General features: G+C 41.0%; 9 protein-coding genes. 5 read left to right on the top strand and 4 right to left on the bottom strand.

Annotated elements, in window-relative coordinates:
- Window positions 1–6: 6 nt before the first annotated feature.
- Window positions 7–2208 carry a bifunctional 23S rRNA (guanine(2069)-N(7))-methyltransferase RlmK/23S rRNA (guanine(2445)-N(2))-methyltransferase RlmL gene (gene rlmKL, locus LVY74_RS13130; protein WP_237815433.1) on the bottom strand — a complete coding sequence of 734 codons (2202 nt, stop codon included), beginning with the start codon at window positions 2206–2208 and terminating at the stop codon, window positions 7–9.
- Between the two features lie 318 nt (window positions 2209–2526).
- Between rlmKL and LVY74_RS13125 the strand changes: the two genes are divergently transcribed.
- Together LVY74_RS13125 and LVY74_RS13120 are read left to right on the top strand one after the other, a co-directional pair.
- A complete protein-coding gene (locus LVY74_RS13125; protein ID WP_237815432.1) occupies window positions 2527–3543 on the top strand; it encodes an aspartate carbamoyltransferase catalytic subunit in 1017 nt (338 codons plus the stop codon).
- Between the two features lie 11 nt (window positions 3544–3554).
- Window positions 3555–4793, top strand: a complete 1239-nt coding sequence (locus LVY74_RS13120) for a dihydroorotase (protein ID WP_237815431.1) — start codon at window positions 3555–3557, stop codon at window positions 4791–4793.
- Window positions 4794–4863: 70 nt separating this feature from the next.
- Here LVY74_RS13120 and LVY74_RS13115 read toward each other — a convergent pair whose 3' ends face one another.
- On the bottom strand, window positions 4864–7491 hold the full coding sequence (locus LVY74_RS13115; protein WP_237815430.1) for a Lon protease family protein: 2628 nt from the start codon (window positions 7489–7491) through the stop codon (window positions 4864–4866).
- A 181-nt stretch (window positions 7492–7672) separates the two neighbouring features.
- Between LVY74_RS13115 and LVY74_RS13110 the strand changes: the two genes are divergently transcribed.
- The 3 genes from LVY74_RS13110 (at window position 7673) to rpmE (ending at window position 10678) form a co-directional block, all read left to right on the top strand.
- Window positions 7673–9832, top strand: coding sequence for an AmpG family muropeptide MFS transporter (locus LVY74_RS13110; RefSeq protein ID WP_237815429.1), 2160 nt, complete (start codon window positions 7673–7675; stop codon window positions 9830–9832).
- 4 nt (window positions 9833–9836) lie between these two features.
- On the top strand, window positions 9837–10238 hold the full coding sequence (gene gloA, locus LVY74_RS13105) for a lactoylglutathione lyase (RefSeq protein WP_237815428.1): 402 nt from the start codon (window positions 9837–9839) through the stop codon (window positions 10236–10238).
- Window positions 10239–10450: 212 nt separating this feature from the next.
- Entirely contained in the window at window positions 10451–10678 is a 228-nt protein-coding gene (gene rpmE / locus LVY74_RS13100; RefSeq protein WP_151710265.1) for a 50S ribosomal protein L31, read from the top strand.
- Between the two features lie 71 nt (window positions 10679–10749).
- On the opposite strand, the gene LVY74_RS13095 is transcribed toward rpmE, so the two are convergent.
- Both LVY74_RS13095 and LVY74_RS13090 read right to left on the bottom strand, forming a co-directional pair.
- The gene (locus LVY74_RS13095; protein ID WP_237815427.1) at window positions 10750–12852 is read right to left on the bottom strand and encodes an EAL domain-containing protein; all 2103 of its coding nucleotides are present in this window, start codon (window positions 12850–12852) and stop codon (window positions 10750–10752) included.
- The gene (locus LVY74_RS13090) at window positions 12849–14606 is read right to left on the bottom strand and encodes a GTPase (RefSeq protein ID WP_237815426.1); all 1758 of its coding nucleotides are present in this window, start codon (window positions 14604–14606) and stop codon (window positions 12849–12851) included. The genes LVY74_RS13095 and LVY74_RS13090 overlap by 4 nt, the downstream gene beginning before the upstream one ends.
- Window positions 14607–14639 lie beyond the last annotated feature (33 nt).

Genomic DNA, 14639 nt, shown 5'->3' with positions numbered 1-14639 from the left:
GCTCGTTTAGTTAACTAAATGCTGGATTTTCCACGCACGGTGGATTTTCTGATTACGCTTGAAGTCAGGACCAATGGTTTCATTGGTGATTTCTTGGATATCAAACATCGCTTCAATTTCTTCATCAAGCTCAAAGCCACGATAGTTGTTCGAGAAGTACAATGTTCCATCTGAGCTTAAACGGTTCATGGCACGTTTAATCAAAGAAACATGGTCACGTTGTACGTCAAATGTGCCATAGAATTTCTTTGAGTTTGAGAAAGTTGGTGGGTCAATAAAGATCAGGTCATATTGCTCATGACCTTCTTTGAGCCACTCGAAACAGTCACTGATAAAGAACGCATGTTGTTCATCAGCATGATCTACAGTAAGACCATTTAAAACAAAGTTTTCTTTTGACCAGTTGATGTAAGTGTTTGACAGGTCGACGCTGGTTGTACTTGCTGCACCGCCAAGCGCTGCATGCAGGCTTGCGGTAGAGGTGTAGCTGTACAAGTTCAAGAAATGTTTGCCTTTGGCTTCTTGGGCAATGCGTAAACGAATTTGACGGTGATCGAGGAACAGACCTGTATCCAGATAGTCCGTCATGTTGACTAAAATCTTGGCTTTACCTTCTTTTACAATAAAGCGTTTAGATGCAGTACTTTGTTTGGTGTACTGCGTCTTACCTTCTTGGCGGGCGCGAGTTTTAATGAAAATCGCATCACGACCAAGACCTGTCACTGCGCGAATCGCAGTAAGCGCAAGGTTAAAGCGTTTTTTGGCTTTTTCAGGGTCAATTTTTTTCGGTGGCGCATATTCTTGAACATGCAAGCGGTCGCCATAAACGTCAATTGCCACGTTAAAATCTGGCAAATCTGCATCGTACAGACGTAAGCAATAGACATTTTCGTTGGTTGCCCATTTTTTTAAGGCTTGCATATTTTTTTGTAGACGATTGGCAAAATCTTGTGCGCCTTCAATTTCTTCAAACTGCTGTGGCTGCCACGTTGCAAGGAAAGGCTGCGTATGAACTTGTGGCTTGATTTGACCTAAACGAATGTAAATTGGAAGTTTACCATTCATTAAACGCAAAGTTTCAGGTTGGCTAAATGCCAACACATCGGCTTGTTCAACCTGAGAAGCAATCACGGCTGCGTATTGATTTGGGAAAGTTTCCTGTAATTTTGCAGACAACCCCAGATATAAAGCACGGTTAGACGCTTTATCCCCCAAACGCTCACCATATGGTGGGTTGGTCACGATCATCGCAGATTTGCTGCTGTCAAACTCTGGCCAGTCTGCAAGAGTACGCTCTTCAATTTGAATTGCATCAAGCAGTTTTTCAAAACCTGCTGCCATGATGTTTTGACGCGTTGCTTTCACGGCTTCCCAGTCTGCATCATACGCATAGAACTGCGGTAAAGGCTGTTCGAGTGCAGCTTCATGGCGCTCTGCTGCTTCCGCTTTAATGCCCATCCACAATTCATGGTCATGACCATGCCAACCGTTGAAACCAAAACGACGAACTAAACCCGGCGCACGATCGGTTAAAATCATCAATGCTTCAATAATAAATGTGCCTGAACCACACATTGGATCAAGGAAAATTTCAGGGCGACGCTGTGCCAGTTTGGCTTTATTTAAAATTGCTGCTGCCAAGTTTTCTTTAATTGGGGCATCGGTCATATAACGACGGTAGCCACGTCTGTGCAGTGAATCACCCGACAAATCTAGGCAATAAGTATGTTCTGTTTTACCTGCCAAAACATACAAGGTAATTTCTGGCTGTTTGGTATCAATACTTGGACGACGACCGACTGCTTCCATGAAGCTGTCAACGACACCATCTTTCACGCGCAAAGTCGCAAACTGCGTGTTGACCTTAATTTCACGTTCAGCGTGTAAACGAATGGCAAACGTGCTTTGTGGTGCAAAAATTAAAGACCAGTCAAAGCTGATCGCACCTTCATAGAGTTCTTCCGCAACATCACGGGCATCGTGAGTATGTTCAAGTTCATAGGTATGAATAGGCAAGAGGACACGAGAAGCCAAACGTGACCACATGCAAATGCGATAGGCGTGTTCCAATGTGCCTTTGAAAATTAAACGTCCAGCTAGGCGCTCAATATTTTGAATCCCCAACTCTTGTAATTCTTCTTGGAGTAAGGTTTCAAGTCCATCTGCACAGGTAACCCAATATGTAGAAAGACGAGGTTTCGAAGTCATGTAAATTTCCAAAAGCAGCAAAGCAAACGGCTATTTTAACGTATTTTTTACAGGAAAACTTGTGGATTAAAATGACAGAACCGATTTTTTAAAAATGAGGTGAATCTTGGTGGAATAATTCGGTTTTAAAGCTGTATTTTCTCAAAAATCAGTGGTTAAAAATACGCCTTTAAAAGCATCATTTTTTCGATGTGAATGAGAATTCAGCATTAGAAGCCTTTGATCTTGGTGATAAAAATTTAATTGTTGAAAACTTCAACTGCCCGCGAGATAAAATTATCTGTATAATGCGTTAACTTAATGTACAAGGAATCTCTCATGCATTTGGCTGCATTGCATAGTCCGAGTCAGATTCAACTCAATGAACATGGCAATCTTAAGCATTTCTTGACCATCGAAGGTCTTTCCAAACAGACCCTCACCAAAATTCTTGATACAGCACAGACCTTTATCAACGAAAATAATCAATTGATTACCTCGCCACTTTTAGAAGGGCGCACGGTCATGAATCTTTTCTTCGAGAACTCGACTCGTACCCGTACCACTTTTGAGGCGGCAGCAAAACGTCTTTCTGCCAACGTATTGAATATTGATATTGCACGTTCAAGTACTTCAAAAGGTGAAACGCTGCGCGATACGCTGTGGAATCTTGAAGCCATGGCAGCCGATATTTTTGTGGTTCGTCATTCATCTTCAGGTGCAGCGCATTTTATTGCCAAAGATGTTTGTCCACATGTTGCGATTATTAATGCGGGTGATGGTCGTCATGCACATCCAACCCAAGCCATGCTCGACATGCTCACCATTCGCCGTGAAACCAAAAAGCCATTTGAAGCTTTAAGTGTGGCGATTATTGGCGATATTAAACACTCACGTGTGGCGCGTTCTGACGTTGCTGCTTTGCAGACTTTAGGCTGTAAAGATATTCGTGTGATTGGGCCAAACACATTGTTGCCAGTAGGTTTTGAAGAGTACGGTAGCGAAGTTCGCCTGTTCAACAATATGGACGAAGGCATTAAAGACTGTGATGTGATCATTACTTTGCGTATTCAGAATGAACGTATTGATTCGCCTGCACTGGCATCACAATCTGAATTCCACAAAATGTACGGCTTGAATGAAGCTCGCCTTGCGATGGCAAAACCTGATTGTATCGTCATGCACCCAGGCCCAATGAACCGTGGTGTTGAAATTGCATCAAGCATTGCCGATGGTCCACAGTCGGTGATTTTGCATCAGGTGACCAATGGTATTGCCGTACGTATGGCTGTACTGGCGTTGGCGATGCAAGGTCAGTTGCAAGACAAGGGTTTAATTGAAGCAATTTCGGCATAAGGGCGAGACACATGAGTCGTGTAAAAATTGAAAATGTACGTGTGTTAGATCCAGTTCAACAAACAGACCACGTCGAAACAATTTATTTAGATCAGGGTAAACGTGTTGCCGAATTGACAGAAGTTGATCAGGTGATTGACGGTCAAGGCAAATGGCTCATGCCAAGTATGGTGGATTTGTGTGCACGTTTGCGTGAACCAGGTCAGCAGCAACACGGGACATTAAAATCTGAAGGTCAGGCTGCGCGTGAAAATGGGATTTTGCATGTTATTACCCCGCCAGATTCAAAACCGATTGTGCAAGACAATGGTGCTTTGATTCAGGGTTTGGTGGAAAAAGCATGGCAAGATGGCAAAATTCATTTGCATATCATTGGCGCGCAAACCCAAGGTCTCAATGGTAAACAGCCTGCCAACATGGCAGCCTTGAAAAAAGGTGGTTGTACTGCGGTGACTAATGCCAATGCAGCTTTCCAAGACGATGATGTCGTGATTCGTACCTTAGAATATGCAGCGGGTTTAGGTTTAACTGTGGTGTTCTATCCTGAAGAACCACAATTGGCGAAAGATGGTTGTGTGCATGAAGGTTTTGTGGCATCACGTCAAGGTTTGCCCATGATTCCGACTATTGCGGAAACGGTTGCGATTGCTAAATACCTGCTGATGATTGAAGTAACAGGCGTTCGTGCTCACTTTAGCTTGCTTTCAAGCGGCGCTTCAGTTGAATTGATTGCTGCTGCAAAAGCCAAAGGTTTACCCGTGACAGCAGATGTTGCCATGCACCAGTTGCATTTAACCGATGCTTTGATTGATGGCTTTAACTCACTTGCTCATGTGCGTCCACCACTTCGTGCAGCACAAGACAAAGCACAGCTTCGTGAAGCGGTAAAATCGGGTGTGATTGATGCAATTTGTACGCACCATGAACCATTGAGCAGTTCAGCGAAAATGATGCCATTTGCAGAAACTGAACCAGGCATCACAGCTTTCGATACTTATGTGGCTTTAGGTACGCAGTTGGTTCGTGAAGGTGTGTTCACTCCACTTGAATGGGTTGAAAAAGTCACGACTGCACCTGCACGTGTTGCAAAAATGCTTGAACGCTGGCAAGCAGAAGCGGGCTGGGTACTGGTTGACCCTGAGCTAGAATGGCAAGTGTCTAAAGACACGATTCTTTCTCAAGGTAAAAATACACCACTGATCGGGCAAACTTTACAGGGCAAAGTGCTTGAAACTTTCTATGTAAAATAATTCAGTCTGTAGTGATTCAGATAAAAATAAAGCCAGTCATGTGACTGGCTTTATTGTTTGGCGTAAAGAATTATTTATTCTTTAATGCCATTTCAATTTCTTGGGCTTCTTCAACGACAATGTCTAGCTCATCAGTTTTGGCTTTTTTGTCGTCTTTTTTCACTTTCTTTTTTTTCTTTTTCTTGGCTTTTTCTTCCTCTTCCTCAATCGTGCCATCTTCAATGGCTTGCCAGTACTCGAGCTGCTCCATGACGGCTGCATAAATCGAATGTTTGCTGTAATTGCCTTTTTTATCGAGCTTGCCAACAGGACGTCCCATCAAAATTTCGAGTGCTTGATCAATGGTACTAATCGCATGAATATGGAACTGACCTTCAGCAACGGCATCAATCACATCTTGACGCAACATAAGATGCTGCATGTTCTGGCGAGGAATAATCACCCCTTGTTTGCCCGTTAAACCTTGCAGTTTACATGCATCATAGAAGCCTTCGATTTTGGCATTGACACCACCAATCGGTTGCACTTGACCCAACTGATTCATCGAACCTGTAATGGCCCAAGACTGATCAATCGGCAATTGGCTAATCGCAGAGATGAGCGCAGACAGTTCAGCAACAGTCGCACTGTCACCATCGACTTGACCGTAGCTTTGCTCAAAAGCAAGCGCAGCCGAGAAGTGAAGAATCTGTTCACGACCAAAATGCGCTTTTAAGAAGCTTGACATGAGCAGTACGCCTTTGGCGTGCAAGGAGCCACCGAGTTCAACGCTACGTTCAATATCAAGAATATCACCGCCACCTTGATACACTGAAGCAGTCAGACGAGAGGGTAAGCCAAATTCGACATCAGCATAGTGAATCACAGACAGGGCATTGATTTGACCAAAGCGATAGCCTTGAGTTTCAATCAGTTGCGTACCGCGAGACAGGTCTTGCCAGTACAATTCTCTGAGATAGCCTAAGCGATATTGGCGATGTTGCAAGGCGGTATTGATATGGGCATCCGTCACCATTTTATCGCCGGCTTGGAAGGCGTGATGGTGTGATTCACGAATCAAATCACCTAAAGTCGATGCATGCAAAGATAATGAGCTTTGATCTTCAGCTTGGCGACTTGAGTCAGTCAGTAATGCGGCAAGCGCACTACGATCAAAAGGTAACAATTTATCTGCTTGCACATAATCGGCGATCAGATGCATATACGCCTGTTCGTTACTTTCATTACGTTGCAACGTATCGGTAAAGTCGGCACGAATTTTAAAGACACTGCCAAGCTCTGGTTCAAGTTCTAAAATTTCATAGTAAATTTCAGGCTCAGCCATAAGCACAACTTTCAGCTGAATTGGAATAGAGGCAGGTTCGATAGAAATACTGCCTGTGAGTGTGAGCATATGCTCTAAAGAAGACAGTTTGAGTTGTCCAGATTTCAAAGCACGTTTCAAACCTTGCCATGCGTAGGGTTGTTCAAGAAGTTGCTCGGCTTCGAGCATCAAGAAGCCACCATTAGCACGGTGCAATGCACCCGCACGAATCAGGGTAAAATCGGTTGTGATTGTGCCATTTTGAGTGAGTTGTTCGACATGACCCAACAAATTGTAATGGGTTGGGAAGTCTTCAAAAATTACAGGCGCACCACTGTTTGGTGTATTGCTGACAATCACATTGGCTTGATAGCGTGCAGGAACTCGGCTAAAGAGAGCAGGTGAGAAGTCTTCTTCGTCCTGATCAAGAATCAACTCAACATTTTCAATAATGTCTTTGGCATAGAGTTTGAGATATTGTTCTAAACCTTGAATATTTTGGAATTTGTTGAGAATTAGATCAATACGTGGCGTGACCACTTGTTTTGCAATTTCACGGTTTAAGTCAGAAACTTGATCACGGGCATCATCTTCCAGATCACCCAAATGTAAACCTAGGCGCTCTAGTTTTTTATCCATATAACGGATATTGGATGCAATCTCTGCACGTTGTTTATTCGGCAGTGCATCTAGCTCTTCTTGCGATATTTCCTGTAGAACATCATCTTTCAACTGAACAGGCACAAAACAATGTTCTTCGTTGCGAGAAATCAGTTTAAGGTCTAAGCCTGCACCCTCTTTGGTGAGTTCGACAAGCGCTTCTTGTTGTTCCTGTCCAGTTTCTTGGCGAATGCGTTCAATGCGGTTGTGATAGGTTTCTGCACTAAAGCGGCGTTCGAGCTGTTTTAAAATGGTTTGCCATGCTTGATGCAGGGCATTCTGAAACTTATTACCTTGACCAGCAGGGAAGCAAAGCGCCAGTGGCTGACGAGCAACTTGGAAGTTATTGACATAAACCCAATCGTTTGGCGTAGGCATAGATTTGGCATGTTGCTGTAGCAAACGCTTAATCATGGTGCGTTTACCCAGTCCTGCTGTACCGACCGCAAAAATATTATAGCCCGCATAAGGGAGAGCAATCCCTGCTTCTACAGAAGCTCGCGCACGATCTTGTCCTAAAAAGTTGTTTAATGGCTTGATACGTTTAGTGGATGCAGGGATTTTTTCAAAATCAGGGATATGCGTGAGTTGTTCTGGTTTTAACTCCGTCTTTTGTAATGTTTGTTGTATTTCGGGTTGATCAAACGCGGAGATAGGGTTGTCCTGATGAAGTTGTTTTTTAGTTAAAGAGTTTGCAGAGAGTACTGAATTCATTTGATCGAGTCTTTGGGTCACGGTTTTTAAATCCACAACAACAGTTGATTGGCAATTTAAAGGTATACAGTTTTGCCATTAAAGATCAAGCGACATATAAAAATTAACATGAAAAAAGCAAGATTCTTATGGAATCAGGTTGCAACATTGCAGCTAAAGGTTTCAAATAGCAGCTTTAAATCGCATGGAAACCCTCAGCACAATGACTTCGCAAAGCCAAGACTGGACACAAGCCTTTCGTGCTTTTTTAGATCGCCGTGCCTTGATTATGCTGTTTCTGGGGTTTTCTGCGGGTATACCTATTCTGCTAATTTTTTCGAGCTTATCCCTATGGTTGGGCGAGGCGGGCATCGACAAAAGCGCGGTGACTTTTTTTAGTTGGGCTGCATTGGGATATTCCTTTAAATTCGTGTGGGCACCCTTGATTGATGAGTTGCCTGTGCCTGTCTTAACCAAAGCCTTGGGGCATCGCCGTGGCTGGTTGCTAGTTGCCCAGTGCCTCATTATTTGTGCCATTTGTATCATGGCTTTTTCAGATCCATCATTGGGGCAAAACTATCTTATTCAAATGGCAGTTGGTGCTGTACTGCTAGGGTTTTCTGCCGCAACACAAGATATTGTGATTGATGCGTATCGGATTGAGTTGGCTGAAACGGAAATGCAAACCGTTTTGGCTTCGACTTATAATGCAGGTTATCGTATCGGGATGATTGTTGCAGGTGCGGGCGCTTTATTTTTGGCGGCATCTTTAGGGACATCCAAAGGCAACTATATTTATAGTGCTTGGAAATACACATATTTGACGATGGCTGCGGTGATGCTGGTTGGCATCATCACGACATTGTTGGTTCGAGAACCCCAAGTAAAGCGGGTGTCTAAAAATTATCAGCGTCAGGATTATTTTCGTCTGGTCTGCGTTTTCTTTTTAGCCGTCATTAGCTTTGTTTTGAGCTATGTTTTCTCAGATGATCTTGTGGTTGCATTAGAAAAAAGCTGGCAAATTCAGGACAATTTTTTATTGTTCTGTTTTGAAGCAATCCGTTTTCTCGGCTCGGGAGCAGTTGCTTTACTGGTTGGGACTGTTCTGGTGAAAGCAGGCGTGGTCAATCGTCAAATGGCGATGGACACATGGGTTAGCCCGATTCAAGATTTCTTTCAGCGCTACGGTGTAAAACTTGCGCTATTTTTATTGCTTCTCATTGGTTTTTATCGCATTTCTGACATTATTGCAGGGGTGATTTCCAATGTATTCTATCAAGACCTGAATTTTACCAAAGAGCAGATTGCTGAAGCTGTCAAAGTCTATGGAGTAATTTTCTCATTGTTTGGTGGATTTTGTGGTGGCTTACTGGCACAGCGCATGAACATCATGAAACTGATGTTTGTTGGTGCTGTTTTTGCGAGTAGTACCAATCTGATTTTTATTGGATTGGTCAAATCAGGGCAACCACTTGGACAGGTTGAGCTGACTGTAGGGCAGCAACATTATCAGGTTCAACCTGACGATGTCGGATACTGGTCAGTGAAAGTACCCAATCAAGTTTTAGCCCAATCTCATCAAATTCAAATCCAAACGCAGTTTGCAGATCAAGCCAATTCTAAAATTAACTTGAACTTGCCTTACCTACAAGCGAGTTCCAAGCCACAAATTCAATTTTTACCTGTAACAAGCGATGGCGTACTTTCTCCTAAAGAGCAGCAAGATAGTATCGTGGTGAAAGGACAAGTTTCGGGTGTGGACGCTGACCAGTTGCAAACAGATACACCTATTACAATTTTGTTGGATGGTCAAAAATATCCAGCAAAACTGGATGATAAAGGTCTGTTTAGTACAGCAATAGATGGCGCTGTTTTGTCTAAATCAGTTTCTAAACATCTGATTGCACAGTTAAACTTTAATCAGACTTCTATTCCTGTAGTTCGGGCTGAACAGCGTTATACACTGGGAAGCTCTGCTACACCGCTAGATATTGATTTACAGCCTTTAAGTGTTGTGCAGCCAGATCAAGCCACAACAGAAATTAAAGGTAAGGTGATTAAACCTTATAGTCAATTGTGGTTGTACTTTGCGATCGTGATTGATAACTTGGCTTCAGGTTTGGCAGGAGCCGCATTTATTGCATTTTTATCTAGCTTAACCAGTGTCTCTTTTACAGCAGTTCAGTATGCTATTTTTAGTTCATTGATGACACTGACCCCTAAAATTTTAGGTGGATATTCGGGTACGATTGTGACCCATATTGGTTATCCAAAGTTTTTCTTAATGACGACCTTAATTGGAATCCCGATTTTAGCATTGGTCATTTGGGTAGCAAAATTATTAAGAGATCATCAATCCATACAAACTTCACAAGAGGATTAATCGTATGCGCATGTTACATACCATGTTACGCGTAGGCAATTTAGAGCGCTCATTGGCATTCTACACTGAAGTACTCGGTATGACTTTACTACGTCGCCGTGACTATGAAGAAGGGCGTTTCACACTGGCTTTTGTTGGCTATGGTGACGAAGAAAATAATACAGTCTTAGAGCTGACCCATAACTGGGATACTGAAAGCTATGATTTGGGTAATGCTTACGGACATATCGCCATTGCAGTTGAAGATGCTTACCAAGCCTGTGAACAGATCAAAGCACGTGGTGGCAATGTGGTGCGTGAAGCAGGTCCAATGAAAGGTGGTGTTACGGTCATTGCTTTTGTTGAAGATCCAGATGGTTATAAAATTGAGTTGATTCAGCAAGATCAGAACGCGCGCAATAATTAACAGATCGCAATAAAGCAGTCGTATCAGTCTATTTTTTCCTGTATAATACGCCGACTTGTTGAGCTTAGCCCTAACTTAGAGTTTCGGTGAGCCAAAAGAATGGTCTGTGATGGTGTTGACCTGCTTTTTGCATTCCTCATAGCGAGATTCTCGTGATGAGAGTGGTCAATTGCGATGACAGCATAACCTTTCTTAACCTAGGAGAATCGACCATGCGCGCCGATATTCACCCAAAATACGAAAAATTAGTTGCAACTTGTTCTTGCGGTAATGTGATCGAAACACGTTCTGCTGTTGGTAAAGAAACACTTTATCTTGACGTATGTTCAGCTTGCCACCCATTCTATACTGGTAAACAAAAGAATGTAGACACTGGCGGTCGTATTGACAAGTTCAAACAACGTTTTGCGGGTATGTCACGTTCAGTTAAACGTGGTTAATCCGACAGGATGTAAAAAACGGGCAATTTGCCCGTTTTTTTTATGCTTGTATATGTCGATATGACAAGACCTTAGTGGTCTTGTCCATCAATTAAGTGATCGAGCTTCTTTTGAAAATAATCACCTTGTAAATAACGAACATCAATATTCCACGCATTGGCAAAGGTATTCATGTTATTTAACATTGGTAAAATCATATCAACTTCACGGATTTCTTGATAATTTTGAACCTGTAACTGTAACTCAGCCATTTCCTTGTCATCATTTAAACTTTGAGTCAGTTTTGAATCTAGGCGATAAAGATCAATATCTTGATTGCTAAGAAGGTTGGTGCATGTATCATCAACACCAAAATGACGTACAGAAATTAAAGCACCTTGAGCGCGTAACTGTTTGAGTACGGGCGTAACCTGTTCCGCATATTGGAGCAGATCGTGCGTTGAAAACTGTAAAATCAGTGGATGATTTTTGGTGTTTCGAATAATTGAAAAGAGTTTCTCAATTAAATTTACAACTTGTTTATCATGCAATAAAACATAAATATTTAAATTGATGATTAACTTCGCATTTGGATACTGAGTGATAAAGTTATATAGCTGTTTACAAGCTTCAACCAAAATCCAGCGATCTAATTTAACAGCTAACTCAGTATCTTTACGAAGCTCAGCGAGATCTTCAAGAGAAAGCCACTGTTTTTCATAAATAACACCACTACTCACTTCGTAGGTATATAGCTCAGTATCTTGCTTGTCGTAAAGTTGTTGATATTTTAAATGCACTGCATTTTGTTCAACAATGCTGTGTAACTCTTTAATTAATTGTTGTTCGCGATCTAATTCGGCACCAAGCACCATAGCAGGTGGTAGCTCATGTGATTCAAAGTTGGAGAATTGAATTTCATGCGATTCAACTTTTTTATGCTGAATCGGATGTGATAGACCATGTACGATGAGAAAGTCAAATTGCTCTTGATTTTGAATTGCCCCCTCAATTTCACTATAACCAATAGAAAATTGTACAGAGTAGTTTTCTGCATCAACATCAAGTAGTTGTGGTTTTAGAAGTGGGCTTAGACCCTGAAGTTTAGAGTAAAGCAAGTTTTCATTGGCAGCTTGGCAAAGACCGACAAATAGGGCAGGGGCAATTTTAATAACAGTGCTATGAATCTGCTCTTGAATAAATTCTTGTACAGATTTGATATAGGTGATGGTTTTGCCTTGATCTAAATGTGCAACTTGGTCATGAAATCCTGTAAGTAAAAACATCACGATGGCATTTTTATTTGCGGGTTCATTGAGCATTTTACGATTGATTTGTTCGTAAAAACGGCTACTCGAATTCGTGAGTTCTGAACCTGTAGATGATGCTTTAATTTGTGATGATGTTTCAGTTTCAATTGAAATCTGTACAGCATCTAATTGCGTTGTATCAGGTAAGAATTCTAGACGTAAGGCATGATCTGGTTGTTTGATATTTGGATTAAGAGATTTTAAATCAAACCGTGCCTGATCGAAGTTGCGTTGAGAGATACGCTTAAAACGTTGTTTAAAATCTTGTAACTGTTCAGGTTGTAAAATATCGAGTAAAGGTAACCCTAAAATTTCATCTTCTTTGTTAAATCCAAATAGGTTCAAGTACTCACGATTGGCTTTGACATGAATGCCTTCTTGGATTACAGCAAGTGCTTTATGAGTATCATGAGCATGTGTTTGAATATGAGTTTCAGCAATTTCTAGTTCTTTGAGTAAATGCTGCTGAGCCTGTAAAGAGCGGCTATAAGATAAGGTACGCACAAGACCAATATAGAAACGATCTGGATAGTCCAGATTGAATAAATCATAAACCCCTTTATTGATATAGTTTAGATATTGGGACGGATGATAACCTTCAGGATTGAGTAGTAATAATGGGAGTTGTGGCTGATTGGATGCGTGAATGAGGGCGAGAGCTTGTTCAACCTTTAAATCATAAGCTCGCCCAAATAAAACAACATCCCAGTGGGTGCGGAGTTGTTTTTCAAAACTTTTAATATCGTCTAGCAGAAATGCATCGACTTGGTGCCCTTTTGAGGTTAATAGGTCGACGATTTGATTATAGCGAATTTGATTGTCATCTATAATGAGCAAACGTGTCTTAATTTGTTTGAGCTTGTTGGATAAAAAAGCATTTCTCATTTTAGACTTTCCCATACATCTTGTTTTTTAATGGTTTCAGCATGTTGGCGAACATGTTGTTCAAGTATACCTTGTTCATCATCATTTAATAACTCAAAGTTAAATTGTGAAAAGCTTTGACTAATCAACTTTGCATCATTCAGATAAATTTTGATCTGTTTATTGGCGAGGCGTAGATTAACGCCCTGCTGTGGTTTAAAAGTTTGATGTCCAGGAACCACGATGGTCAAGTGGTTTTTGTTCAGGACTTCATTACATAATAAAATCGCAGGGTGGAAAAAGACAGTATTACGATCGGCACTAAGTTGTACTGCACAGGGTGTAAGATCTTGCGACAAAATTTCAACACCAAATTCTAGATGTTTATTCGATGCCTGTTTTATCCAGCGGATTACACCACCTCGCCAAGGACTTTGCGCATTTTCCTGAACGAGAATAAACTCCCCTGTGCGTAACTGTTTAGGTACATGTCCTGTCCAACGAATACGATAACCATTAATACTGATATCCATAATCGTACAACTATGAATTTGTTTCGTGTCTTGGTCTAGTGTTGGATAAAGCGATTTACTATTTGTTGGCGTGGAATCATTGCTCCAACTGGTCATAAATTTTGAATTGTTTTGCTGTAAATGCACTTTACTTTCAAGTAGAAGCGTATCTTCAAAATGTGTTGCATGAGATAAATAGTAATGTGCACTCTGTAAGCCAAAGGCTAATTGTATATTAGAAACATAATCATAACGTTCATAACGACGTTCAGGAATATTGTTAAGTAGATTCTGAACGTGGAAAATTAAAGACGAACTTAAATAATGCTTTTCAGTCGGTGAAATTTGTTTGTTTTGTGGCAAATTTGCCAAGTTAATATGTTCAAGTAATGCTTGTGTTTCAATAAAATAACAGTCTTCACCTTTCTTTAACTGAGTGTTATTGAGAACAGGTGGGAAATCTTTATTTGGATCAATAATATAACGAGAGTTAGCTGATTCTTTATTGATGATTTGAATTAATTGAACCCATTGGTAGGAACATTGGAACAATGCTTGAATTTCAATTGGTCGAATTTGGTGTGTATTTAAAATATCGAGTAAGTTAATTTGGGTATAGAGTTGATAAATATTGGTCAACTGATTGATTGAACCATGCAAATGGTTAATGTCTTCAAGATGAAAATCGTTATATTCAGCCAAGATAAATAACTGATGACCAATTCGCCATTGACCTACTAAACTGCTTTTATAGAGTACCAGTTGTTGAAACTTTAACAGGCTAAGCTGTTGTAAGGCATAGTAGGTACTTAAGCTACGGATTTCTTGTAGTTGTTTCTTTTGTCGAAAAGCAAAAAGTGAGAATTGCTTGGAATTGAGTTGAGTATGTGCCTCAAAAGCAATATGAATATAAATACGTGCGATATAACAGCGAAACTGTTGAGCCAGCTCTACAATGGATTCATTGTGATTCATGATAGAAGCGACATCGCTGAGAAAATATTTTTCTAATGTGCCCAAGACTTGTTCTAAAGATAAATGTAAGCTTTGAATTAAATCAAAGCGGAGTTGCTCTTCACATTTAAGCTCTAAAATCTCAATGACAGCATTCAGTAATGATTTCGATGAATCTCCCAAATGAATCGATGGCAAGCGCAAAAGCCATTCTTGCATGCCTTTAACGCTTGCTGTGCAGAAACTTAATTCAGACCGATATTGTTCGATCGGGGCTGTAAAAAAGTCACTTTGGTTTATTGTTGTCATACGTCACCACTAAAAAATAGGCGTTCCATATAA

The organism is Acinetobacter sp. ME22, from assembly GCF_022012315.1.
Taxonomy (GTDB): Bacteria; Pseudomonadota; Gammaproteobacteria; order Pseudomonadales; family Moraxellaceae; genus Acinetobacter; species Acinetobacter brisouii_A.
This window is presented reverse-complemented; position numbering and strand designations above follow the sequence as displayed.